Annotated in this window: 27 protein-coding genes and 1 pseudogene; 16 read left to right on the top strand and 12 right to left on the bottom strand. The window is 39.7% G+C overall.

Translation table 11 applies throughout. From position 1 onward, the window contains the following. Positions 1–277 precede the first annotated feature (277 nt). Together AM592_RS11870 and malK are read right to left on the bottom strand one after the other, a co-directional pair. Positions 278–985, bottom strand: a complete 708-nt coding sequence (locus tag AM592_RS11870) for a response regulator (RefSeq protein WP_053603977.1) — start codon at positions 983–985, stop codon at positions 278–280. After that, positions 978–2,576, bottom strand: a complete 1,599-nt coding sequence (malK, locus tag AM592_RS11865; RefSeq protein WP_053603976.1) for a malate sensor histidine kinase MalK — start codon at positions 2,574–2,576, stop codon at positions 978–980. The genes AM592_RS11870 and malK overlap by 8 nt, the downstream gene beginning before the upstream one ends. A gap of 185 nt (positions 2,577–2,761) precedes the next feature. Between malK and AM592_RS11860 the strand changes: the two genes are divergently transcribed. Continuing rightward, positions 2,762–3,319, top strand: coding sequence for a DUF5366 family protein (locus AM592_RS11860; protein WP_053606092.1), 558 nt, complete (start codon positions 2,762–2,764; stop codon positions 3,317–3,319). 10 nt (positions 3,320–3,329) lie between these two features. On the opposite strand, the gene AM592_RS11855 is transcribed toward AM592_RS11860, so the two are convergent. Together AM592_RS11855 and AM592_RS11850 are read right to left on the bottom strand one after the other, a co-directional pair. Then, entirely contained in the window at positions 3,330–3,740 is a 411-nt protein-coding gene (locus tag AM592_RS11855) for a thiol-disulfide oxidoreductase DCC family protein (protein ID WP_098945307.1), read from the bottom strand. 13 nt (positions 3,741–3,753) lie between these two features. Next, the gene (locus AM592_RS11850; RefSeq protein WP_225970216.1) at positions 3,754–5,649 is read right to left on the bottom strand and encodes a transglycosylase domain-containing protein; all 1,896 of its coding nucleotides are present in this window, start codon (positions 5,647–5,649) and stop codon (positions 3,754–3,756) included. Between the two features lie 436 nt (positions 5,650–6,085). Between AM592_RS11850 and kapD the strand changes: the two genes are divergently transcribed. Then, positions 6,086–6,706 carry a 3'-5' exonuclease KapD gene (kapD, locus tag AM592_RS11845; RefSeq protein ID WP_053603974.1) on the top strand — a complete coding sequence of 207 codons (621 nt, stop codon included), beginning with the start codon at positions 6,086–6,088 and terminating at the stop codon, positions 6,704–6,706. Between the two features lie 21 nt (positions 6,707–6,727). On the opposite strand, the gene AM592_RS11840 is transcribed toward kapD, so the two are convergent. Further along, complete coding sequence (locus AM592_RS11840; RefSeq protein WP_053603973.1) at positions 6,728–7,114, bottom strand: kinase-associated lipoprotein KapB; 387 nt, start codon at positions 7,112–7,114, stop codon at positions 6,728–6,730. A 124-nt stretch (positions 7,115–7,238) separates the two neighbouring features. After that, a complete protein-coding gene (locus AM592_RS11835; RefSeq protein WP_053603972.1) occupies positions 7,239–8,402 on the bottom strand; it encodes a MalY/PatB family protein in 1,164 nt (387 codons plus the stop codon). Positions 8,403–8,483: 81 nt separating this feature from the next. On the opposite strand from AM592_RS11835, the gene AM592_RS11830 reads away from it, so the two are divergent. Further along, positions 8,484–8,738 carry a DUF1871 family protein gene (locus AM592_RS11830; protein WP_053603971.1) on the top strand — a complete coding sequence of 85 codons (255 nt, stop codon included), beginning with the start codon at positions 8,484–8,486 and terminating at the stop codon, positions 8,736–8,738. A 71-nt stretch (positions 8,739–8,809) separates the two neighbouring features. Here AM592_RS11830 and AM592_RS11825 read toward each other — a convergent pair whose 3' ends face one another. Then, positions 8,810–9,634, bottom strand: coding sequence for an alpha/beta fold hydrolase (locus AM592_RS11825; RefSeq protein ID WP_053603970.1), 825 nt, complete (start codon positions 9,632–9,634; stop codon positions 8,810–8,812). 152 nt (positions 9,635–9,786) lie between these two features. Here AM592_RS11825 and AM592_RS11820 point away from each other — a divergent pair, with 152 nt between their 5' ends. The 3 genes from AM592_RS11820 to yugI all read left to right on the top strand — a co-directional run bounded on the left by AM592_RS11820 (position 9,787) and on the right by yugI (position 12,088). Continuing rightward, positions 9,787–10,287, top strand: coding sequence for an Lrp/AsnC family transcriptional regulator (locus AM592_RS11820; RefSeq protein ID WP_053603969.1), 501 nt, complete (start codon positions 9,787–9,789; stop codon positions 10,285–10,287). Next, positions 10,287–11,450 carry an aminotransferase gene (locus AM592_RS11815; protein ID WP_053603968.1) on the top strand — a complete coding sequence of 388 codons (1,164 nt, stop codon included), beginning with the start codon at positions 10,287–10,289 and terminating at the stop codon, positions 11,448–11,450. Before AM592_RS11820 ends, AM592_RS11815 begins: the two co-directional genes overlap by 1 nt. 251 nt (positions 11,451–11,701) lie before the next feature. Beyond that, positions 11,702–12,088 (top strand): S1 domain-containing post-transcriptional regulator GSP13, encoded by a 387-nt coding sequence (yugI, locus tag AM592_RS11810; protein ID WP_053603967.1) that lies wholly within the window; start codon positions 11,702–11,704, stop codon positions 12,086–12,088. A gap of 39 nt (positions 12,089–12,127) precedes the next feature. Here the strand turns inward: yugI and AM592_RS11805 are convergent, their stop codons facing one another. Continuing rightward, positions 12,128–12,361, bottom strand: a complete 234-nt coding sequence (locus tag AM592_RS11805; RefSeq protein ID WP_053603966.1) for a DUF378 domain-containing protein — start codon at positions 12,359–12,361, stop codon at positions 12,128–12,130. Positions 12,362–12,503: 142 nt separating this feature from the next. On the opposite strand from AM592_RS11805, the gene AM592_RS11800 reads away from it, so the two are divergent. Together AM592_RS11800 and AM592_RS11795 are read left to right on the top strand one after the other, a co-directional pair. After that, positions 12,504–13,667: an iron-containing alcohol dehydrogenase gene (locus AM592_RS11800; protein WP_053603965.1), complete on the top strand. Its 1,164-nt coding sequence runs from the start codon at positions 12,504–12,506 to the stop codon at positions 13,665–13,667. 156 nt (positions 13,668–13,823) lie between these two features. Beyond that, the gene (locus tag AM592_RS11795) at positions 13,824–15,176 is read left to right on the top strand and encodes a glucose-6-phosphate isomerase (protein ID WP_053603964.1); all 1,353 of its coding nucleotides are present in this window, start codon (positions 13,824–13,826) and stop codon (positions 15,174–15,176) included. A gap of 181 nt (positions 15,177–15,357) precedes the next feature. Here AM592_RS11795 and AM592_RS11790 read toward each other — a convergent pair whose 3' ends face one another. Beyond that, positions 15,358–16,131 (bottom strand): ion channel, encoded by a 774-nt coding sequence (locus AM592_RS11790; RefSeq protein ID WP_053603963.1) that lies wholly within the window; start codon positions 16,129–16,131, stop codon positions 15,358–15,360. Beyond that, positions 16,128–16,379, bottom strand: coding sequence for a protein mistic (locus AM592_RS11785; RefSeq protein ID WP_053603962.1), 252 nt, complete (start codon positions 16,377–16,379; stop codon positions 16,128–16,130). The genes AM592_RS11790 and AM592_RS11785 overlap by 4 nt, the downstream gene beginning before the upstream one ends. A gap of 292 nt (positions 16,380–16,671) precedes the next feature. Here AM592_RS11785 and AM592_RS11780 point away from each other — a divergent pair, with 292 nt between their 5' ends. From AM592_RS11780 to AM592_RS11765, 4 genes are all read left to right on the top strand, one after another. Continuing rightward, entirely contained in the window at positions 16,672–17,352 is a 681-nt protein-coding gene (locus tag AM592_RS11780) for a zinc metallopeptidase (RefSeq protein ID WP_053603961.1), read from the top strand. 47 nt (positions 17,353–17,399) lie between these two features. Continuing rightward, complete coding sequence (locus tag AM592_RS11775) at positions 17,400–18,689, top strand: hemolysin family protein (protein ID WP_053603960.1); 1,290 nt, start codon at positions 17,400–17,402, stop codon at positions 18,687–18,689. A 67-nt stretch (positions 18,690–18,756) separates the two neighbouring features. Further along, positions 18,757–19,158: a secondary thiamine-phosphate synthase enzyme YjbQ gene (locus tag AM592_RS11770; RefSeq protein ID WP_053603959.1), complete on the top strand. Its 402-nt coding sequence runs from the start codon at positions 18,757–18,759 to the stop codon at positions 19,156–19,158. 44 nt (positions 19,159–19,202) lie between these two features. Beyond that, positions 19,203–19,448: a hypothetical protein gene (locus tag AM592_RS11765; RefSeq protein WP_053606090.1), complete on the top strand. Its 246-nt coding sequence runs from the start codon at positions 19,203–19,205 to the stop codon at positions 19,446–19,448. On the opposite strand, the gene AM592_RS11760 is transcribed toward AM592_RS11765, so the two are convergent. Then, positions 19,431–20,174 (bottom strand): protein-glutamine gamma-glutamyltransferase, encoded by a 744-nt coding sequence (locus AM592_RS11760; RefSeq protein ID WP_053603958.1) that lies wholly within the window; start codon positions 20,172–20,174, stop codon positions 19,431–19,433. The two genes, AM592_RS11765 and AM592_RS11760, sit on opposite strands and share 18 nt — an antisense overlap. Before the next feature lie 85 nt (positions 20,175–20,259). Here AM592_RS11760 and AM592_RS11755 point away from each other — a divergent pair, with 85 nt between their 5' ends. Beyond that, complete coding sequence (locus AM592_RS11755) at positions 20,260–20,703, top strand: DUF6376 family protein (protein WP_053603957.1); 444 nt, start codon at positions 20,260–20,262, stop codon at positions 20,701–20,703. Between the two features lie 56 nt (positions 20,704–20,759). Here AM592_RS11755 and AM592_RS11750 read toward each other — a convergent pair whose 3' ends face one another. Next, on the bottom strand, positions 20,760–21,686 hold the full coding sequence (locus tag AM592_RS11750) for a phosphotransferase family protein (RefSeq protein WP_053603956.1): 927 nt from the start codon (positions 21,684–21,686) through the stop codon (positions 20,760–20,762). Positions 21,687–21,810: 124 nt separating this feature from the next. On the opposite strand from AM592_RS11750, the gene AM592_RS11745 reads away from it, so the two are divergent. From AM592_RS11745 to AM592_RS11740, 3 genes and pseudogenes are all read left to right on the top strand, one after another. Beyond that, positions 21,811–23,253, top strand: coding sequence for a HAMP domain-containing methyl-accepting chemotaxis protein (locus AM592_RS11745; protein ID WP_404799047.1), 1,443 nt, complete (start codon positions 21,811–21,813; stop codon positions 23,251–23,253). A 3-nt stretch (positions 23,254–23,256) separates the two neighbouring features. After that, a pseudogene (locus AM592_RS25370) lies at positions 23,257–23,805 on the top strand (methyl-accepting chemotaxis protein); the annotation flags it as partial. 75 nt (positions 23,806–23,880) lie between these two features. Next, the gene (locus tag AM592_RS11740; protein ID WP_053603955.1) at positions 23,881–24,405 is read left to right on the top strand and encodes a type 1 glutamine amidotransferase domain-containing protein; all 525 of its coding nucleotides are present in this window, start codon (positions 23,881–23,883) and stop codon (positions 24,403–24,405) included. Positions 24,406–24,425 lie beyond the last annotated feature (20 nt).

Below are 24,425 nucleotides of genomic sequence, written 5' to 3'. Positions count from 1 at the left end.
CTGCCCATCTTTGTTTTTTCTTCGGCTCAGACCTCTGACGCAGGATCATAATCACCTAATCATTCATAATTTATCACTTTAAGATAAATAAATAAATAGGTAATTGTGCAAATTGAAAAAATTTTTTCGGAAAATGAATTTTATAGGAAGGATTTCATTTTTCATTGATAAAAAAGCTTCTATACTATATTCTTCTATAACAAATAAAATGAAATTGCTATTAATTTGTAATAAAATATAACATTAATTTTTACAATTACTGTGATAGTATAAAAAACTAAAGATAATGAATCATGTTATTTATTTCCTTATAATTGATTTTGTATTGAAAAACAGGTCTTCCTACGGTACCGTATGCCATTTCGACGTGAACAACTTGAATATCTTCTAAAAATTTCAAATACTTTCTGGTGGAAACCTGAGAAATTTCTGTTTGCTTCGCCACGTCTTCTGTCGTAAAGTTTTCACTGTGAAACGAAAGAATGCTGTTCCAAATCAGCTTTAACGTACTTTTTGTCAGACCTTTTGGAAGCTGTGTTTTGTCTGGGGACCCTTTTTTCAGCAGCAATTCTTGATCCAAATCTTTTTGGTTGAAGCCGCTTTTGTTCAAGAAAATCTCCTGTTTTCTTTTGTACTCGTTCAAAGCTGAGTGAAATCGTTCATTTTCAAAAGGCTTGATCAAATAATCAACCGCACCAAGCCTCATCGCTTTACGGATGATATCGCCTTCACTTGCGGCTGATATGATGAGGACATCCACTGATTCATCCTGTGTTCGAATTTCCTGCAAAAGCTCAATGCCATTTTTACCCGGCATATAAATGTCGAGTAGCACCAAATCCACTTGATGCGATTTAATAAATTGAAGGGCATGCTGATAGGACGAAGCAATTCCTATAATATTAAAGCCTTCGAGCTGTTGTATATACCGTTTGTTTAACTCACCTACCATTGGATCATCTTCTACGATTAGAACGTCAATCATTTTTTTCCTCCTTCTGGATGTATGGAATTCTGATGCTGAAGGCTGATCCCTCGCCTTTTTCACTAATGAGGACGATATGTCCGTTCAATCTCTCAACGCTTTGCTCCACCAAATACAGGCCGTAGCCTCTGTTTTTTCCCTTTGTAGAGTATCCCTGCTCAAACATTTTTGATTGTTCTTCTTTTGATATTCCTGTTCCTGAATCAATCACCTCGATAAAAAGCTGATCGTTTTTATACTTAAGAGATAATGATATTTCTTTTATTTCTGATGCTGAGACAGCGTCCAGCGCATTATTTAATAAATTACCGATCGCAGTGATTAAATCATGGATGACAGAAGAGACAGAGGTATTCGGAATGACAGATTCACACACGATTTGTAAAGAAGCCCCTTGTTCTCTTATATAGCTTTGTTTACCAAGCAAGAACCCCGCAAGAACAGGGTTTTTGATTCGGTTGATCACCTCGGTTGTTACTGTTTGCTGATTTATCGCAATATCCTTTATATACTCGCCGAGCTCGTCGTAATCTTTTAAGCGGACGAGACCAAGAATGACATGAAGCTTGTTCATAAATTCATGGGATTGGGCTCTTAAAGCATTGGCATACATTTTAATCCCCGTTAATTGTTCCATCAGATGCTTGACCTCAGTTTTATCCCGGAAGGTAGCAATGGCTCCGACAATTTCTCCTTTTAATTGGATGGGGACTTCATTAAAAACAAGCTCCAAGCCGTTCATTCGAATGATCCTGTCGTTTTGCGGTTTTTTTGATTCAATTACCTGCAAGAGCTTGCTGTTTGGCAGAAGTTTTTTCAGTTCTTGATTTAACGGATTTTTGCTGATCCCCATTTTTGAAAACAGACGCTTTGCCTCTGCGTTTACGAGCGTAATTTTTCCTGTTTTATCAATGGCCAGGATGCCTTCTTTTGTAGATTCAAGCATGGCGCTTCGTTGTTTTAATATGGTAGCTATTTCATCCGGCTCCATGCCGAACATCAAGTTCTTAACCTTTCGTGCGACAAAAACAGCCCCAATTACACCTACACCTAAGCTAATAAAGATAGCAAAATATAAGGGCAATAAATGAGCAGTAATAATATCGTTAATTTCATCCATGGTAATTCCCACTGCTACAGCTCCAACTTGATCTCCTTCATTATTATAGATAGGAATAAAAGCCCTAAGCGAGTCTCCAAGTGTGCCCGAAGCAGTTGAGATATGTTCTTTTCCTGAGAGTACCGGTTTTTCGTCTCCTCCGGAAAATCGTTTGCCGATTTTCGATGGATCCGGATGGGTTAGTCTTATCCCGTTCATATTCATGACGACAATAAATTTTGTCTCGGTGATTTTCTGTATGTGGTTCGTATAATCCTCCAATTCATCGAAATCCTTGGTTTCAAAGGCTTCCTTAACCATATTGGATTCAGCAACCATTTTTGCTGTATGTACTGCAACCATTTTTTCTTGGTCATGGATATTCCGTTCGGTGTCTATGCTGATGAAAACCAAGGTGATTAATAGGGATATCAGAACTACAATACAAACAAATAGTGTTAAACGGGTTTGGAGTCGCAATGTTTTTCTCAAAAAGAACTCTCCTTATGAAAGAGTATAGATAGAAAATCTATAAAGTATACTTTACAGAGAAAAGGTTGATTTGTGAAGAAAGAAGAGGTATTGAAAAGCGGACTCTGATCAGGGGGAACTTCTTCTTGTCAATCCTTGTCATGTCGTCCATAATAAGTGAGGAATGCTACAGAAAGGGTAATACTATGAAAAACACTTATTTTACTAGCTATTTTCCACTTATTTCGATTTTGTTATTCAGCGCCTCGTGTTCACTGGCAGCGACTGCGTATGTTACCGAGCTGTTACAAACATATAGTATTTACAATGGCATGCTTGAGTTTCTTTCAGCTAATGAAATCCGGATCGGTTTATTTATCGTGTTCGCTCTTATATTTTTTATGTTGTTTTCAGCTCTTAAATTGATCGCTGATACGATAACGGAGCTGGCGCTGCTCTTTTTTTCCAAAGATCCTGAAGGGGAGAATTTGAAAAAAATCCGGATTGGATCCGTGTTTTATTTAGGATCAAGCCTAGTGTCTCTCGCATTCATCCAGCAGCCGCTTTTCATCTTGGCTGTAATATTGATAGCGACGCTGTCTTATTTTATTTTCATTGTTTACAAGATTCAAGCGACGCTTTCGCTTGTTTCTTTGATCGGGTTTATCTTATTTGAATTAATTTTTTGGTTTGCTTTTGTTATGGCAATTTTTTATGTCGTTATTAAGCTCTATAACAGTATTATGGCCAGCTTACCTGTGTAAGCCGGCCATTTTATTCGTGTAAAAATCGTTTCTTCGTGTCCTTGGTTGGTATCATGCAATGTTCTTGTTTTCCAAACCATTTATAACGATTTTTTGCAATATAGCTGTAGATGGCATCTCTGAACGGTTTTGGAATAACAATAAGCAGGTAAGCCCATTTCCACGCTCTGTTTAAATATCGGAGGGTTTTTAGAGCCGCGGTCGATTTTGTCCGGATTTTACCATTTTCAATCATGATAAAGGTATCAAAATCACTTTTGGGCAGCTCATGCCGTTCCAGAAGCTTCTGACCGATTGAAGACTGTAACGAAGCAAAGGAGATCCGGGCTTGCGGATCTCTTTTAATAATAAATTGGACAGCTCCGTTGCATAGGTTGCAAACCCCGTCGAACAATATAATCGGTTGTTGTTCATCCATCAGAAACATCCCCCCTTTAATAGGAAATATTCATAGTCTGTCTCCAAATAGATAAATGCGGTCCTGATTTGTAGATAGATTCCACGTTTCCGAGCTGATCTTTTCCGACCCAGACCCCCATGGAGTATTGATCGGTTAGGCCTATAAACCAAATGTCATGGTAGTCGTTTGACGTGCCTGTTTTGCCGCCGATGTAAGGGGAGGAGAAGTTTGCTTTTCTCCCGGTCCCTTCCTTAACAACGGCAGTCAGAAGCTTTCTCATTTGATCGTTGGTTCTTTTGCTGAAAATCTGCTGCGGCTTATCCTTCCATTCGTATAATACTTTACCTTTTAAATCAGTCACTTTTTTTATCGCATGGCTTTTCGTATAGCTTCCGTCATTGGCAAAGGTCGTATACGCATCTGTCATTTCTAAAGGAGAGACACCAACGGTCAATCCGCCAAGAGCGGACGGCAGCCGGTAGTCTTCCTTATGCAATTCCTGGAAATGATAGGGTTCAAGATAGCTAAAGCCTGTTTTCACACCAATTCTGTCGAGTATTCTGACAGCGGGTGTGTTGTACGAATATTTAAAGGCAGTTCTTAACGAAACGGTTCCGTACGTTTTTTCATTATAATTGTTTGGGCAATACTCGTTACTGCAAAATTTTCTTGCATCGATTAAGCTATTTGTGGTTGCACCCGTTTCTTCAATGTATGGTCCATAGTCAAGCAAAGGCTTAATAGAAGAGCCGGGTTGTCGAAAGGCTTGATACGCGCGGTTGAAATCAAATTTTTGATAGTCTTTACCGCCGGAAAGTGCTGTGATTTGATGGGTTTGATGATTGATAACGACGGCAGCACCTTGGATGTCCTGATAGGGCAGCATAGAATTTACCCGTTCAGTCACGCGTTTTTGCATATAAGGATCCATTGCGGTATATATCTTCACGCCGCTTTTTAGAACGGTACTTATCCGTTTGTTCAGCTCTTCTTCAATGGCTTTTTTTTCTTCTGGCTTTGCCTTATTAATTCTCTTATTGTAGCCTTCGTTCTCGGCTACCAATTCTTTAAATTCGTCATTGACGTAGGTTACATAGTCGGGAAAAACATTTTTCTTCTCTTTTATGCTTAGCTTTATGTCTTCTGCTGCAGCGCTTTTTAATTCTTTATCTGAAATTTTTCCCGCTTTTTTTAAGCCGTCCAATAATCGGATTTGCCGGTCTTTCGTGTGATCAAAATGCTTTAACGGATCATATAATGAAGGATTATTAGGAATTGCACAAATAAATGCCATCTCTGCCAGAGTTAGAGATTTCAGCGGTTTGTTAAAGTAATACTCTGCTGCTGAGCCGATTCCATAAACACCATGATTAAAGAAAATGGTGTTTAGATAATAATAGAGAATTTCATCCTTTGAAAGCTCTTTTTCCAATTGGTAGGAATACAATAGCTCAGTTAGCTTTCTGTTATACGTTCGTTCGTGATTTAAGTATAGATTTCTTGAAAGCTGTTGGGTAATCGTGCTTCCGCCTTGGTCAATTTCACCCTTTTTCAGGTTAGCCAGTGCCGCCCTGGCAATGCCATTAAAGTCAATGCCTCTGTGTTCATAAAAATTCTGGTCTTCAGAGGTTAGAAAGATATTCTTTACAGCATCGGGGATATCTTCAAAGGGGACAATCATTCGATTCTCATCGTTCACCACTTCAGAAATCAAGTCTTCATCTCGGTCGTAGATGTAGCTGTTTTGAACGAGATCTATTTTTGATAGCTCTACTTTCTCATCTAAAACCTGTCCCAAAGATTTCATTTGACCAACTTCTTCTCCGGAACGGATTAAAGCTAACACAAATAATGGAATCAGGCATGCTAGCATGATCCATCCTAAGGCTGCTCGCAATATCGTCACTCTCTTTCTACTTAATCTAGCCATATCGTACCATTATTTCCAGGTAGCGAGAAGAAAAAAGTTATTGAATCAAAGATTTGTAGTCAGCTTGTTTTCGAGAGTAACTAGTTTTTGCTCACTTTTTGCTTTCATAGCAAGCATCCTCCTTAAAAAGAAAAATACGTTTTTTTAGTAACAGGTTTCACTCCAAATAGGGCTAGTTGAACAGGATAATGAACGAAGGCAAAAGCACAAGAGGAAGCTTTCACTATCACAATCCTGTACGCCGGAAAATCCCTACAGAATGAAGGTTCACTTTACTTCGGGTTCCTTAATAATTATAAGAGAAAAAATTCGTCCAAGTACAATATTTATGGGAGTATTCATTATTTTCAGAAAAAATACAGTTAAAATAAGGAAATACTGATATAATATATTGAATAATAATGGCAGCAAAGCGCATGAGAGGCAGGTGTGACTATTGGAACAAAGCGCTATATTGATCATTGATTTTGAATTTACAATGCCAGAGGGCAAGTACCAACCGCAAAATTTTTTCCCTGAAATTATTGAAGCTGGGGTTGTTAAAGTTGAAGATGGTAAGATTGCAGAGACATTTTCAAATTATATCAAGCCAAAAAAATTCGGGAAATTAACAGAGCGCTGCAAAAAATTTTTAAAGATTAAACAAGAGGACATTGACAGCGGTATGAAGTTTGAAGACTTTATCAATAAATTAAAAGAATTTGATTCTGAAAAGAACAGTGTCATTATCACTTGGGGGAGTATGGATATGAAGGTGTTAAAGCATAATTGCATGATCAATCATATTCCTTTTCCATTCAAGGGAGAGCTTCGGGACTTATCTTTGGAATACAAAAATTTCTTTGGTGACAAAACACTGACTGGATTATGGAAAGCTGCAGAGGAATATGGGGATAAAGGCACCGGAAAACATCATAAGGCCTTGGATGATGCACTCACTACCTTTCACTTGTTTCAAAAAGTCGAAAATGACAAAAAATATTTAATGAATCCAAAGCCTACGAAAATTGGTGATGTTATTGATTTAACGGGGGTGCTTCGTAAAAACGCAACGTAAATAACCCAATCATCCATTGGGTTATTTTGTTTGGAAATATTCTTCGGCAAGAGTACTTAGATTCTCCAGTGATTTTTTTGCCCAAAGAGAATCGTCCTCTTTAAGCCGAGTTTTTAGTTTTTCTATCGCTGTCCGCAGAGATTCTTCATAGTCCGAATGGCTGCCGTCAAATTTTTTCACCATTTGGAAAGGTATATTTACTTGTTCACGAAAGGCAAGAGCTCTTCTTTCATGAAAAAGCGGTACATCTACTCGTTTAGGATTGTGCAAGTCTCCTTGGTCGGGATGTTTATCCACGGATTGGACTCTGACAAGATAATGGGCGGGTTTTATATCCGTTATGACTCCTGTGTATGCCCCCGTTTTATAAAAAACTTTTACATCGTCGCCGATTTGAAATTCATTCATTAAAACCACCTCTTTTTCATATTGTACAAAAAAATAATCAAATAGAAAATCTAATCGTAATAAATCGTTTATCACGTTAAAAGAACACCCGTATCTAAAAATAGAATAGGGTGTTCTGGGAGGATTATTGAAAAGTTGAAATGAAACGGCTGATACCGTCTTTAACCGTTTGAAGAGGGCAGCCTATATTCATTCGAACGAAGCCCTCACCGCCGGCTCCGTACTTATCGCCGGGTTCGAGAATCAGCTTGCCTTTATGAATAAGCTGATGTGCCAACTCTTTGTCTGTAAGACCTAAATTCCTGCAGTCGATCCAGAGAAGATAAGAAGCATCTGGAATCATTACTTTAACTTCCGGAAGAGACTCCTGAAGGCTGGTTTTTACTAAATCTACGTTTTTTTCGAGGTAAGGAATGAGCTCCTCTAGCCAATTCTCCCCATATGAATAAGCTGCTTCTATGGCGGTGATAGCAAAAGAATTTAATGCGTTTAACCCATTTCTATTCATCGTTTCTGTGAAGAGCTTTCTTTTTTTTCCATTAGGAATGATGATAGCGGAGGCTTGCAAGCCAGCCAAATTAAATGTCTTACTTGGCGCGACGCATGTGATCGTTTGATCCGCTAACTCGGGAGAAAGAGATGCTAATGGCACATGGCGCTTATTGTAAAGCATTAAATCGGAATGGATTTCATCAGAAATGACCATCACTTGATGTTTCAAGCAAAGATCTCCTATTTTGGCAAGCTCCTCTTTTGTCCAAGCTCTCCCTGAAGGATTATGAGGATGGCAGAAAATAAACAATTTTGTTTCAGGCTGCTTCAGCATTTCCTCAAGTTCGTCAAAGTTTATTTCATACCTTCCGTTCTTTTCCATTAAAGAGCTTGTTATCAGCTTGCGATGATTATCTTTCACGACATTATGAAAAGGAGTATAAACGGGAACCAGTATTCCCACTTGATCACCTGGCTCTGTGTAGGCTTGTACCGCCATGCTCAAAGCGGTAACGATTCCTGGGGAAAATACCAGGCTGTCTTGCTGTATCTCCCAATTATGGCGACTTAAAAGCCAGTTGACCACTGATTTTTTGGTATCAAGAGTAGGAGAAGAATATCCGAAAATTCCATGCTCAAGACGTTTTTGCAACTCGCCAATAACGGCATCAGGCGCTTTGAAATCCATATCGGCTACCCACATTGGCAGGGCATCATCCGCTCCGAAAAGCTCTTTTGTTAAATCCCATTTTACTGATTGTGAACCGTATCTCTTTTCTAATTGATCAAAAATCATTTTTTCACCTCGAACTATTATTTGATTTCCTTTAACTATGATAAAATAAGAGAGCAAATTTTTCGAGTAGTGGTGATGAAAATGGAAGAAAGCCGTGCAGTACAGCACATGATCGATATCGTCAAAAAGTGGGATCCTTTTGCACAAGGAGAAGGCTTTTATGAGACGGAACCAGTTGACGTCGTCCGTGCCGTTTATCTGTTTGATGATTCTTTAATTTTAGGTAAAGAGATTCAGGCTATTTATGAAATTTCATTTGATCAAAATTTGGATTTATCCGAATGTGTGAAACTTGCGGAAGAACTGCTGGCCATAAAAGAACAAAGCACTTGCTAAATTGGACAGTCGGCTCGGGTAGCCGCTTGTCCAATTAACAAGCCTTCAATTTCAATACACATGACATGCATCTAAATCATGCAAAAATTGGCGATTTTTTCTGAAACGTAATTTGGATTTTCTTCCGGCACCAGATGCCCTGTTTTTTTAAGGGAATAGAATCGGGAATCCTGCAAATCCCCATGAAGGCGCTGCCCGATTTGAATTGGAACTACTTTGTCCTCTTCCCCCCAGATCAATAATGAAGGGGTTTCGATGCTTTTTAAATCGGTAGTTGATAAGTCGCCTTCCCGGTGGCGGATGAGCCTGGTCATTGCTATAAAAATTTGATCATCCAAAAAAGGTTTCATATAGCCTTCGATCATCTCTTGGTCAATAAGTGAACGATCATGAACGACATTCGAAAGGTTTTTCAGAACTCCCTGCTTGCTTATCCAACGCTTAATATATAAATAAAAATAGGGCACGTGCGTTCCGAAAATGAGAGAAGGGTGAGATTTTTTTAAATACCCGGAGCTGCACAGCAAGACAACCTTCTTAATTAAATCAGGTCTCTGTTTGGCAGCGTATAACGAGATCTGGCCTCCCATGGAATGCCCGACAAGAATTGGATTTTTTATGTTCATTAATTGAATGAGCTCAAGGACAAGCTCAGCCATATTTTTATATGAGTAGATAAATTTCTTCGATTTTTCAGATCTGCCAAAAGGAGGAAGATCGACTGCGATCAGGTTAAAGTCCTTTTTCAGCAGCGGAATTAATCTTCGAAAGCTGAATGTCGAAGAAAGAAACCCGTGAATGAGCACTAGTGATTGTTTGCCTGCGTTTTCATAATGCTCGTAATAGATATTGACGCCTTTTATTGTTTTTATATGTGTACAATTAAGTGTTTGCATGGTTACTCACTCCAATTTTTTATCTCTTATTGGTTGTTAAGCATGTATGTATTATGGTACCCGTTTATTTATTTTTCAAGCGAAAAAAGCATTAGTTCATAATTCATGTTATAATATTGTGAAAATTTCTGACAACAAAGGTGTGTTAATTAGTGAAGCTGACAGAAACAGAAAAAGAAATACTGGAAATAGTTGAAGAAAACAGCCGCATTGATATTGATACAATAGCCAAAATGGCAAAAGTGAAGGTAGAAGAAGCAAGAAAGATTATCGAAAAGCTTGAAAAAGAAAAAGTGATAATTGACTATTCGGCAATGATCGACTGGCGAAAAGTGGATGGCCATGAAGGAGTTACAGCAATGATTGACGTAAAGGTGACACCAAAAAGAGGTGTAGGATTTGATGATATCGCTGAACGGATTTACAGGTTTCAAGAGGTCGAATCCGTTTACCTTATGTCCGGAGTGTATGATTTATCTGTTGTCATCCGAGGGAAAACGATGTCGGACATTGCAAGCTTTGTATCTGAAAAATTGTCGACACTTGAATCTGTTGTTTCGACGACTACTCACTTTATTTTAAAAAAATATAAGCACGATGGAAAGGTTTTTGACTCAGGTGATGATGATAAAAGGATCGTGGTGTCTCCGTAATGGCTTCTTCCCGATATTTATCACAAACCGTTCAACAGATTAAACCATCAGGTATCCGAAAATTTTTTGATCTAGCCCAAACGATGGAAGGTGTCATATCACTTGGTGTAGGGGAACCGGATTTTGTAACATCTTGGAATGTAAGAGAAGCAAGCATCTTGTCTTTGGAACAAGGATTTACATCGTATACGGCAAATGCGGGGCTGTATTCATTGAGATGTGAAATATCGAAGTATCTGTCGAAGCGCTTTGGCATCTCCTACTCTCCTGACAGTGAAATCATTGTCACAGTTGGAGCGAGCCAGGCGCTTGATATTTCGCTGCGCTCGATTTTGAATCCCGGAGATGAGGTCATTATCCCTGAGCCTTGCTTTGTCTCTTATGGGGCACTCGTCACATTAAGCGGGGGTGTTCCGGTGCCTGTATATACGTTGCAGGAAAACGGATTTAAAGCTTCCAAGAAGGAGATGGAATCGGCATATACGGATAAAACGAAGGCGATCATACTCTGCAGTCCTTCTAATCCGACCGGATCTGTTTACTCAAAGGAAGAACTGGAGCAAATTGCTGAATTTGCTGAAGAAAATGATTTGATTGTTATCTCCGACGAAATCTACGCAGAATTAACGTATGATGAAGATTTTACAAGCTTTTCAGCGATTGGAAACATGAGAGAGCGAACCATCCTTGTATCCGGATTTTCAAAAGGATTTGCGATGACAGGCTGGAGGCTTGGCTATGTGGCAGCACCGACTTTTTTAAAAGATGCCATGCTAAAAATCCATCAATATTCAATGATGTGTGCGCCGACAATGGCTCAATTTGCAGCGGAAGAAGCACTGAAAAACGGAATGAAGGACGTAGAAAAGATGAAAAAAAGCTATCGCCGGAGACGGAATATTTTTGTGGAGTCTCTCAATGAAGCGGGACTTAATTGCCACAATCCAGGCGGCGCCTTTTATGCGTTTCCCTCGATAAAGAATACAGGCATGAGCTCTGAAGAATTTGCTGAAAAACTTTTGGTTCAAGAAAAAGTAGCCGTTGTTCCAGGAAATGCCTTCGGAGAAAGCGGAGAAGGATTTATTCGCTGCTCATATGCTTCATCTTTAGAACAATTGCAGGAGGCGTTAAGCAGAATCAACAGGTTCTTAAAGAACATATAGTGAGCTTGATGGTGAAAAATATCGTGTAAATATGATAAAAAAGACGGAGTGAAAATGATCACTCCATCTATAAAGGGGGGGATACTTGAAAGCCTTTGGCAGTTGTATGTATTCCCCTTATCTCAATTTTAAAACATTTTTCCGTTAATTCTTTTTTCGTTAATCTTTTTTTGCTAATACTATGCATGTATGCTATAATTTTTAATTGCGTATAATTCGAGAATAAATACAAAGATTTAGGAGTGTTATGATTGGCAAATTTTGAAACGGGCAGCGTGTATAGTGGTAAAGTAACCGGATTGCAAGCTTACGGCGCTTTTGTTGCGTTAGATGAAGAAACTCAAGGGCTTGTGCACATTTCCGAAGTTACTCACGGATTTGTTAAAGATATAAATGAACATCTAGCGATTGGTGACGAAGTGCAAGTGAAAGTACTTTCTGTGGATGAAAAATCCGGGAAAATCAGCCTTTCGATCCGCGCAACGCAAGAGGCTCCAGAGAAAAAAGAAGCGAAGCCAAAAAAACAAATTCAATCAACTCAAAAAGATGCTGCTTCTTCACAAGGCTTCAATACGCTAAAAGACAAGCTTGAAGAATGGATTGAACAATCAAATCGCAAAGATTTGATTAAAAAGTAATTTAAAAACCGAACCCTTATGTGGTTCGGTTTTTTTGAATTAGCGCATTTCCGGTTCGGGCTCGTCGCGCACCGCTTCTTCTTGCGGTTTAAATATCAGTGCGATGTTGATCAGTCCTGCAATTCCGACAATACTATAAATAATTCGTGATAACAGTGATCCTTGCCCTCCGAAAATCGCTGCTACTAAATCAAATTGAAAGAAACCTATTAGTCCCCAGTTTATTGCGCCGATGACCGTGAAGATAAGAGCAATACGTTGCAGCATACTCATTTGAAAATCCTCCTTTTTTATTCATCCTGCAACAATAGAGTGCATCAATCGCAAATAATTTATACATATTAGTTTAGAATGCGCATCACTTTACACAGGAATGTTGACTGGGCCATAATAATTTTAAAAGGAGGCGAAAATAATGGAAAAATTTACATATTGGAATCCTACCAAATTAATTTTTGGTAAAGGAGAAGTAGAAAAGCTTACGGACGAAGTGCCGAAGTACGGAAAAAATATTCTCTTGGTTTATGGGGGAGGAAGCATTAAACGTAACGGCCTATACGACCAGGTGACAGAGATTCTGAATAAAATAGGCGCAAACATATATGAGCTTTCAGGTGTCGAACCCAATCCAAGACTAACGACAGTAAAAAAAGGGGTTGAGATTTGCAAGGCTGAAAACATTGACTTTCTTTTAGCTGTTGGAGGAGGCAGTGTCATTGATTGTACGAAGGCTGTAGCTGCCGGCGCGGTTTTCGATGGTGACGCGTGGGATATCGTAACGAAGAAACATATTCCGCAAGAAGCCTTGCCTTTTGGAACAGTACTCACATTAGCCGCAACCGGTTCTGAAATGAACTCGGGTTCTGTCATTACTAATTGGGAAACAAATGAAAAATACGGATGGGGTTCTCCGCTTGTTTTCCCGAAATTTTCAATTCTTGACCCGGCCAACACGATATCTGTGCCTAAAAACCACACTATTTACGGAATCGTTGATATGATGTCCCATGTGCTGGAGCAGTATTTTCACCATACGAAAAACACACCACTGCAGGACAGAATGTGTGAGTCCTTATTAAAAACAGTCATCGAGGCTGCACCGAAATTAGTTGATGACCTCGAGAATTATGAGCTCCGCGAAACTATTTTGTATTCAGGAACGATTGCTTTAAACGGCATGCTGCAAATGGGCTATAGAGGCGATTGGGCTACTCATAATATTGAGCACTCTGTCTCTGCCGTTTATGATATTCCGCACGCTGGCGGACTGGCGATTCTTTTCCCGAATTGGATGAGGCATACTCTCGATGAGAATATCAGCCGATTTGTTCAGCTTGCTGTTCGTGTATTTGACGTTGATACTAACGGAAAATCTGATCGTGAAGCGGCTCTCGAAGGAATCGATAAACTAAGCGGGTTCTGGACAAGTCTTGGTGCGCCGAATAAGCTTGCCGATTATGAAATTACAGATGAAAAAATCGACGTCATGGCAGACAAGGCAGTAATAAATGGAGATTTTGGCCGCTTTAAAACATTGAATAAGGACGATGTCGTAGCTATTTTATCTTCATCGTTATAAAATTGTTTTTTATGTCCAAAAGCTATGCTTTTGGACATGATTTTTTAAGTTGTGAAATAGGCGTTTTTTCTCATAACGGGTCAGAGGCTTGCTTTCGTAAATAACTTCATATAAAGTGAATATGATAATATCTTAAGGCAATTGGGAGGCAAAAAAATGGGACATATCCAATTTGATTATTCAAAGGCACTACCATTTTTCGGTGAACATGAAATTACATATTTAAGTGATTTAGTAAAAGTTGCCCACCACACCATCCATGAAAAAACTGGTGCTGGTAGTGATTTTTTGGGCTGGGTTGACCTTCCGGAAAACTATGATAAAGACGAATTTGCAAGAATTAAACAATCAGCTGAGAAGATTAAATCAGATTCTGACGTTTTGTTAGTCATTGGGATCGGTGGTTCGTACTTGGGAGCACGGGCAGCAATTGAATTTCTTAACCATTCGTTCTACAACGTGCTTCCAAAAGAAAAAAGAAATACACCGCAAGTACTTTTTATCGGGAATAATATCAGCTCTTCTTATATGAAAGATGTTATGGATTTATTGCAAGACGTTGATTTCTCTATTAATGTCATCAGTAAATCAGGAACAACGACAGAGCCTGCTATTGCATTCCGTATTTTCCGCGACCTTCTCGAAAAGAAATACGGAAAAGAGGAAGCGGCAAAACGAATTTATGCAACAACTGACAAAGAAAAAGGCGCATTAAAAACCGTTGCCACAGAAGAGGGCTTTGAGTCCTTTATCATTCCTGATGATGTTGGCGGCAGGTACTCTGTATTGACTGCCGTAGGCTTGCTTCCGATCGCTGTAAGCGGAGCCGATATTGACGAAATGATGAAAGGGGCAGCCCAAGCCAGAAAAGATTTCTCTTCATCTGAAGTTGAAGAGAATCCAGCCTATCAATATGCAGCTGTTCGTAATATTTTATACAACAAAGGCAAAACGATTGAAATGCTTATCAACTATGAGCCGTCCTTGCAATATTATGCAGAATGGTGGAAGCAGCTATTCGGAGAAAGTGAAGGAAAAGACGAAAAAGGTATTTATCCTTCATCCGCTAATTTTTCAACGGATCTTCATTCTCTGGGCCAATACGTTCAAGAGGGCAGAAGAGACTTATTTGAAACAATTATTAACGTAGAAAAGCCAAAGCATGAGTTATCCATTGAAGAAGCAGAAAGTGACCTTGACGGCTTAAACTACCTTGCCGGCAAAACGGTCGATTTCGTCAATAAAAAAGCATTCCAGGGAACAATGCTTGCCCATACAGACGGCAACGTGCCAAACTTGATTGTCAACATTCCTGAGCAAAACGAATTTACTTTCGGCTATCTCGTATACTTCTTTGAAAAAGCATGTGCGATGAGCGGATACCTTCTCGGTGTAAATCCGTTTGACCAGCCGGGAGTTGAAGCATACAAAGTGAATATGTTTGCGCTTCTAGGCAAACCTGGATTCGAAGAGAAAAAAGCAGAGCTTGAGAAACGGTTAGAAGACTAATAGGGTATAGTAGAAATGGCAGACTTACAGGGTCTGCCGTTTTCTTTTAGTAATGGCCGAGATTATCCGGGACGAATTCAACGAAGCTTGCACTCATTATGCTTGTTTTTGTTTTTTAGAAATATCGGCATATATCGAAGATCCCTCCGATATTTCTATCCACATGTGGTTTGTAGTTCAGTTACCGCTTCTCCTCCTGACGATGCTCCATAATAGCATCGCATATCATATTTGATGTATTCAGAATATAATCCGCTCCGGCCAGTTCCGCGTTTATTACTTGCGTGTCTGTCACGATTTCAACCATTGCATAGATGCCTCGATTACATCCCTTTAACGCAAGCAAGATTAAGACCGTCAGCATGTCTGCATCCGACTCATTTTTATGTTGGTCTGCCGTAATGATAGCACTCGAAGCGCGTGCTGTATTTGCTCTTTCCAGAACGGATTTATCCGTTGCGTTTCCCCGAATGAAGTGCAGGTTATTTATAAGCGGGGCTTCCTTCAATGTGTCATCGATTAATACGATAGGGGTAGTTCGTTTCTCCGCTAGAATGGTATGAATGAGCTTGTTCGATTTTTCATTCCAACCCACAACGATCATGTGATCACTGCCTTCATATCTTACCTTTCCTTCTGAATAGCGATGCTGCTTATGGAAAGTGGCCGATGAGATAGACGCAAAGTAGGCAGAAAAAATGCCAACTCCGACAAAAATAAGCAGCATGCCAAGTACTTGACCCGCTGTAGTTCGAGGAGCGAAATCACCATAGCCGACTGAGGATACTGTGACAAGCGCCCACCATATGCCTTCAAAGACGGTGGTAAACTCTTTAGGTTCTATCCAGCTGATAACTGTGCCGAAAAGGGTGATGACCAATAAAACGAAAACGGCCATTCTGATCAGAATCGGCCATTTCAGCCATGTAATATAGATCCGATTCGATTTGATCATGAATCACCATTCCCAGTAACGCTGAAGGATAGAATTTCCTGAACAATTCGATTCAGCTTTTTTTCAATTGTCTCTTTTCCGTGTACTTCTATGGCTTCTTCAATAACTTTCAGAGTATCCTCATCAAATTCAATATTGTTTTTTTGTATCTTAGCTTCATTATAAAGCTGAATAAAGGCATCAAGTCCTTCATTCATTTTATCGATAGCACCGCTAAGAAGATTTTGTTCTTTGCTTGATACATTCAATGGGATCACCTGCTTTTAGGCTAATTAGTAATACGAATAGTGTTCCCTGTTTTTAGTGAAAAACGCAGCAAATAATACAAATGCTTGAGAAAAAAATAGACATAAGTTCTGATGCAAAGATGGCTGGACATTCATTCGCCGAATGGGCATGTCTCTTATTTGTTTTCGGACATGAGGGGAAAAAGGAACACAATTATATCGGACCAAAATACTGTACAAAAGAACGCCGGCTCATTAGAATTATTTTTTAATAGCATGTATTTTTACTTGCACAAGAGGGGAAGATGACAGCATGTTTTTCTTTTACTTTTTAACATTGGTCGCATTTGCTATTTCAATTTGGGCACAATTTAAAGTAAAGAGCAATTTTGAGAGATATTCTAAGGTGGAAGCCTCTGGGCACAAAACTGGTGCCGAGGTGGCAAGGCATATTTTGGATACAAACGGGCTGCATAACGTACCCGTTGAGCCGGTAAGAGGAACTTTAACAGACCATTATGATCCGACTGAACGTGTCGTCCGCTTGTCAGAGCAGGTATATTATGGACGATCTATTTCGTCGATTTCCGTAGCTTCTCATGAGGTGGGGCATGCAATTCAGCATCAGGAAGCCTATGGCGCGCTTGTATTGAGACATAAGATTTTTCCGGTGGTGAGCTTTTCATCCGGTATTGCGCCCTTATTGTTAATCGGCGGCTTACTGCTTGGGAGCTTAAATTTAATCGGGTTTGGCATCATTCTGTTTTCTGCCGCTGTCTTTTTTCAGCTGGTCACACTTCCTGTTGAATTTAATGCGAGCTCTAGAGCGAAAAATTTTATCGTTTCAGAAGGAATCATTCGAAATAATGAAGAGAAGAGTGTGAACAAAGTATTAAATGCTGCAGCACTGACATATGTCGCAGCGGCATTGGTATCCTTGTTTGAGCTTCTTCGTTACGTCATGATTTTTCTGTCGGGTCGAAATAATGAGTAAATCGTTAGAGGAGGTGATCCCTTGCCATATTTTGGCGAGGGATTTTTTTGATCATACTAAACATTATAGTTGTAGCTCTGCTCATTGCTGCTACCGCGTTTTTTGTTGTCGCCGAATTCGCCATCGTCAAAATCCGGGGCTCAAGAATTGATGAATTGGTTGAGAGCGGCAATACCCGTGCAATAGCTGCTAAACAACTTATTTCCAATTTAGATGAATATTTATCTGCCTGCCAGCTCGGAATCACCATTACAGCCCTGGGGTTGGGATGGCTGGGAGAACCAACAGTCGAGAGAATTCTTCATCCTTTGTTTGTTAGTTTTGGTATTAAAGAGCCGTTAGCGGGAATTGTTTCGTTTGTGATTTCTTTTATCATTATTACTTTTCTGCATGTAGTACTCGGTGAGCTGGCTCCGAAAACCATTGCGATTCAAAAAGCGGAAGAAGTAAGCCTGTGGACGGCAAAGCCTTTAATCTTGTTTTACAAGCTTATGTTTCCATTTATTAAAGTGCTGAATGGATCTGCAGGTTTAATTGTTCGTTGGCTCGGATTTCATTCTGTGAATGAGCACGAGGTCGCACATAGTGAAGAGGAGCTGCGGATGATCCTTTCTGAAAGCTACCAAAAAGGCGAAATAAATTTGACAGAATTTAAATACATGGATAAAATTTTCGATTTTGATAACCGGCTGGCAAGAGAAATCATGATTCCCCGTACTGAGATGGCAACGGTTTCGATAGAAGCGACGATGGAGGAAGCGCTACATTTCATGTTGAACGAAAGATATACGAGGTACCCTGTCATTGAAGGGGACAAAGACCATATTGCCGGCATTTTAAACGTGAAGGATGTATTTAAAAAAGAGTTTTTATCCACCAAAGCGAGCGTTAAGGAAATGATGCGCCCGGTGATTATGGTATTGGAAAGCACTGCGGTCGGTGAGCTGCTTATTCGCATGCAAAAAGAACGAAAACATATGGCGATTCTTGTTGATGAATACGGCGGTACAGCAGGTTTAGTAACTGTTGAGGATATTCTTGAAGAGATTGTAGGCGATATCAGGGATGAATTTGACATTGATGAAATGCCTCACATTGTAAAAAAAGGAGAGGGGCACTATGTCATGGATGGCAAAGCTCTCGTGGAAGAAGTGGGTGAGCTCTTAGGTTTATCTATTGAGCATGAAGATGTTGATACAATTGGAGGGTTGCTTCTGACACAGCAAATGGATTTTGAAAATGGGCAAACAATCGACATGTATGGCTGTCAATTCACCATTGTGGACGTAGAGGACCATCATATTCGGACGGTAGAAGTAAAAAAAGCGGAGAGTTAATCCGCTTTTTTGTTTGCAAACTGGCTTATATAAAGGCAAAATAGCAGTAAAGGGAGGATTTCACAACATGCTAACAAGGTTTACAGTCGAGACAAATCACAGAGATGAAATGATTGATGTTACTGCAAAAATCGAAAAATTTGTGAAGGATAATCAAGTAAATGAAGGCGCTGTTATTGTCTATTGCCCTCATACAACCGCAGGAATTACGATCAACGAGAATGCTGATCCTGACGTAAAACGGGACATGCTTAGAAGGTTTGATGAAACCTATCCGTGGAACCATCAAAAAGACAGACATATGGAAGGAAATACGGCCGCTCATATGAAATCAAGCACAGTCGGTGCTTCCCAACACATCATTATCGAACAGGGAAGACTTGTTCTCGGTACATGGCAGGGCATTTATTTTTGTGAATTTGACGGACCAAGATCAAGAACGTGTTATGCGAAAATCATAGGTTCCTAGATACAGAGTTTTAACAACAAAATCTACAGTGAAGGGTGAGAAACCTGAAGATTGTTCAGCACTCCTATCAGAAAAAAGGGAAAATCGTATTTGTTTTTGAAAATTGGCCCCATTCTGCAGTGATCATGGTACCGATCAAAAACTATTATTTTATCAGATTTGTAAAATGGGATGAACGTGATCCTGTTGTTACTAGAGAAGATTTGGAGCAGATGGAATGGGCCGCCAATCGGATGCTTGGATGTTCACATTTTTATCGAAACCGTAAAGCATTAACGTTGAATCCGTGAGAGCAGTTCTAGTATATCCACTCGCGTCACATGAGACATCAAATAAGCTGATTGGGTTGCACCTCTTTTTCTGAATGAATTTAACCGTTGAATCACCTGTTCTGCGGTCAATATCCCTAACCCGAAAGCGGCAAATTGGTCATAGCCAAAATAGATTGCATTTTCTCCGCGCCACTCAGGCCGAGCAGGATCGAAATCAGGATTCGCAAAATAAAGGCAATCTCCAGGAAGAAAATCATTTCGAATTTCAGAGTAGACGGGAAGCTTTTCATAATGCCAATCATAAAGAGTAATCGTTGGGAAAGCGGCATTAAATGCTTGATCACCAATCATTCGTAATAAAGCGAAATAAAAAATAACAACGATGGCGGTTGCGCATTCAAAGGCATAGAGGGAGCCGCGTTCAAAAATATCACGAATACCAAGTGCTGCCGGTACATTGTATCTCAATTCAAGCGCGCCTTCGGGTGACCGCCTCCAAAACATATCGTTTCCGTATGTTTTTGCAAACGTTGCGAATTTTGCGCCGCTATGGATCAGTGCCGTTGCGGATTGAATGGTATGGTTTCGAAACGAAGTTTCAAAAGATAATTCACGCATGCTTGAATAATCATAGCGGGCAGGACTTGTAAGCATCGCTTCGATAATTTTTTGTTCTGCCGGATTCAGCTGATCGGAATTTAGTACGTGTTCAGGCGCAATTCTTTGTCCGGATAGGAATATCATATTTCAGCACCCTTTAATTTTTTACTAGTATATGTGCGGAGCCTGGCTAAGGTAAAAAAGAAAATCAAAAGAAAGAGGGAATCATTTGAAACGATTGAAATTAAGCGCCGTCATTACACTTGGTTTGCTGAGCGGATGCGGAGTATTAAACGAAGTAAACTCAGGAATCAACTATATTAACGAATCAACAGAGTATATGAATGAGGCTCAAGTGTTTGCTGAGGATCTGTCTTCGTTAGCGAATGACGCGGTCAATAACGAAGATGCCGGAAAAAAACTAGAGAGCCGGCTGACTGAAATGAAATCGAATATTGAGGAATTTAATAAGCTTACACCGCCCGAAGCTGCTACATCAGTCCACGAAGAAGCGGTTAAGCAAAATGAAAAGCTGCTTTCGGGAATTGATCAAGTCCAAACTGCTGTTAAAGAGGGAACATTTCAACTGGAGCAGCTTGAGAACTCTGAAATCATGGGAACGATAACTGAAGTAACAGATTTGATGAAGACGATTGAAAAGATTCAAGAATAATATTCCCTGCAAATAAAACCTACTCCTGTCCATTCAAGAATAGGTTTTATTTATGCTCATTTTATTTTTTCAAAGGCTCGAGAGACAAACCATTGATGCCTTTCCCTCATCATTTTTTCCGTTCTTTCGTCTAATCCCCATTCTGAGATCCTTGAGGCAGGGCGTAATGCGGCAAATAGATCCCAATAAGGGAGGTACTTGAATTCGATTGCTGTACACATCGATTTGTATTGATTTGTAAAATCATTCATTGCGGCCATTCCATATGCCCATAGAATCTCTAGCCTGCTATTGGCAAAATCAGCAAGCGGGTCTCCGAGAGCTGCGTCTTCCCAGTCGAGAATTGCAATGAACTGTCCGTCTTTCCATAAGATATTGCCCGGCCAATAATCTCCGTGCAATAATACAGTTTTATTCACTTTAGGAAATGGCCAAACCGATTCCAGCATTTCGCGAATACGGCCTTCATTTAGTGATTCATCAATGATTGCAGGACGTTTCTCCAGCTTCTCTGCATAAATTTCTTCTTGTTTCGGCAAAAAGGATAATTCAGGATTCGAACCTTTGATCTTGTGAATGTTCGACAGCGATGTAGCAAGCTCATGTATTGCGGTGTTTACATTGCGAGGAATGTCTTTTTGCTTGCTTTCAATAAATTCAATAACAATAAATGGATTTGGAAATATGGCTCCCGAGCTATCGAAATGGTACGGAGCAGGTACGAGCAGCCTTTTAGACTTCAGGATTTGCAACAGCTTGAATTCGTCAGCTGCGATACGCGGATTTCGTTTCAGATCCGTTTCCCCATGTTGGCGTACGATCATTTTCTTCTTTTTTCCATCGGATTGTTCGAATTCAATCGCTGTCACTTGTGCGGAGACTCCTCCAGATACTCGCCACGTTCTCAGCAGCTTGCTTCCTGGATCCATTGTTTGAACCAATTGTTGAAACTTTTTTTCTTCTATGAATTTTGTTTCATCCATCGTATTCACCCCACAAGATTCGGTAAAACCACCATTCATTGTAGATTCATTTTATGCAGTCTAGTATTTCAAAATCCGGTGAAGATGTCGATATTAATTTTAACAATATAGAAGGGGACAACTTATGAGAAAATTTATTAAATGGCTCTGTACACCATCAATCTCAAGAAAGCTTTCGATTGCTTTTTTGCTTGTACTAACCTTACCCATCATTTTATTGGCTCTAGGCGCTTTTCATACAGCCAGCAAATCACTGGAAGAAGAGATGATGAGGAATGCAAACAATAGCGTAAAGTCACTGGACAGAACGATACAAAGTGATATGGAAACTAAAGTTGCGGCAATAAAAAATTTCAGCAACTGGATTAACAAGGATAGCTTCACGGAAGAAAACCTAGATGTTACGAGACAAAGATTCGAACAATATAAGTCTTTAAATAGTAATATTGAATCGATTTATACAGCCTCATCAAAGGGTGACTTTATTCGCTTTCCGGATATAGAGATGCCGGAGGATTTTAATCCAACTGAAAGAAACTGGTACAAATCTGCGGTGGCGAATAAAGGAAAATATATTTTAACCGATCCTTATCAAACAGCTTCTACAGGTTTAACCGTTGTTACAATTGCAATGGCGAATTTGGATGGTTCAGGAGTAGTTGCAATAAATATTCCGATCAATTACTTAAGTCAAGTAACAGAAGGTATCAATATAGGGAAAAGCGGGTATGCGTTTATCGTAAATGAGAATATGCAGTATATTTCCCATCCAATCGAATCTGTTGGCGGAACAGTTAAAAAAGACATCAGCGGTAAGCTGGCTCAAAACAAGAACGGACATTTTGACTTCGTCATGAATGGTGCAAAAGAAAGAGTCATTTTTGAGACAAATGCATTCACTGGATGGAAAATTGCCGGAATAATAAACACGAATGAAATTGCCGAATCGTCTGAGCCGCTTTTTAATTTTACGATGATCCTTTTCATCGGATCTGTCCTTGTCGGAGGAGTTATTATCTTTACCATTATTCATTCCATTAGAATGCCATTAAAGAAACTTGTAGCTTCTGCAGCGAAAATCAGCAATGGTGATTTAAGTGAAAAGATTGAAATTCGTTCAAAAGATGAAATAGGGCAATTAAGCCAAAACTTTAATAGCATGGCAGAATCACTTAGGAATGTTATTGGTTCAATTCAACTTTCGGTCGATAATCTTGCGTCTTCATCGGAAGAATTAACTGCAAGCGCACAGCAAACAAGCAAAGCAACTGAGCACATTACGTTATCAATTGAGCAGTTTTCAGGAGGAAACGAAACACAAAGCGAAAATGTTGAAAAAAGCTCTGAACAGCTTGATCGTATTGACGATGGGCTGCAAAGGATTGCCAAGACATCATCTGTCGTAGCTGAATCTTCTATCAAATCAATTGAAACTGCAGAATCCGGCGGCCAGCTTGTCAGAAAAAATGCCGGCCAAATGAAATTAATTAATGACACTGTCAAGCATGCGGAACAAGTGATTAAGGGATTGGAATATAAATCGAAGGATATTAACAAAATTGCATGAACTATCAATGGCATTGCTGATCAAACGAATTTGCTTTCTTTAAATGCAGCAATTGAATCTGCGAGAGCAGGAGAATACGGAAGGGGCTTTTCCGTTGTAGCTGAAGAAGTGCGGAAGCTAGCGGCTAGGTCCTCTGAGTCTTCTAAAGTAATCGAAAAAATGATTCACGAGATTATTAAAGAAATCAATGGGTCTCTTGCTATGTTTCAATCTGTCAATCAAGAAGTCAGTACTGGACTGGATATTTCAACGCAAACAGAAGAAAGCTTTAAAGAAATACAAACCGTGACAAATGAAATCGCAGAAGACATTAATCAAATGAATGTAATGGTCAGTGATTTATCGGAAGGATCAAAGCAGGTTTCTACCTCAGTTAGAAGCATTGCTCAAATATCAAAAGAAAGTGCAGCAAGCATACAAGATATTGCTGCGTCTGCAGAAGAGCAGCTTGCATCGATGGAAGAAATCAGCGCTTCGTCAACAACTCTTGCTACGATGGCGGAAGAATTGCGCGAGCTGACGAAAAAATTTAACACGAATAAAAAAACGTAAGGATTGTCTATGGCTTTAAAATTGAGAAATCTTATCGTACACTAGAGCTACAATGGATAAGGAGAGTGACGTCTTTTGCGATTAGAAGGAAAAAAAGTGATTGCACTGGTAAGTGATGATTTTGAAGATTTAGAGCTGTGGTATCCTGTTTTGCGATTGAGAGAAGAAGCGGCAGACGTTCATCTCGTTGGCGAAAAGGACAAGCATGAATATATAGGGAAATATGGCGTTCCCGTCACGTCTGATTATTCTTTCGGCCAAATAAATGCAGATGACTATGATGCGATTTTGGTTCCAGGAGGCTGGGCGCCGGATAAACTAAGAAGGTACCCGGAAGTGTTGGAAATGATCAGAAAAATGAATGCAGAAAAAAAGCCGATCGGACAAATTTGCCATGCAGGCTGGGTATTGATATCTGCAGGAATTTTGGACGGTAAAAATGTAACAAGTACGCCGGGGATCAAAGACGATATGACAAATGCAGGCGCAACATGGTTCGACGAGGCTGTTATAGTCGACGGCCACATCGTATCCAGCAGACGTCCGCCTGATCTTCCCGAATATGTAAAAGTATTTGCCGATGTATTAGCTGAATCCTAAATGAAATTCGGGTAACATAT

It is taken from the genome of Bacillus gobiensis (assembly GCF_001278705.1).
In the GTDB taxonomy this organism is placed as follows: Bacteria; Bacillota; Bacilli; order Bacillales; family Bacillaceae; genus Bacillus; species Bacillus gobiensis.
The sequence above is the reverse complement of the archived record's forward strand: the minus strand, read 5'-3'. Positions and strand labels throughout refer to the sequence as shown.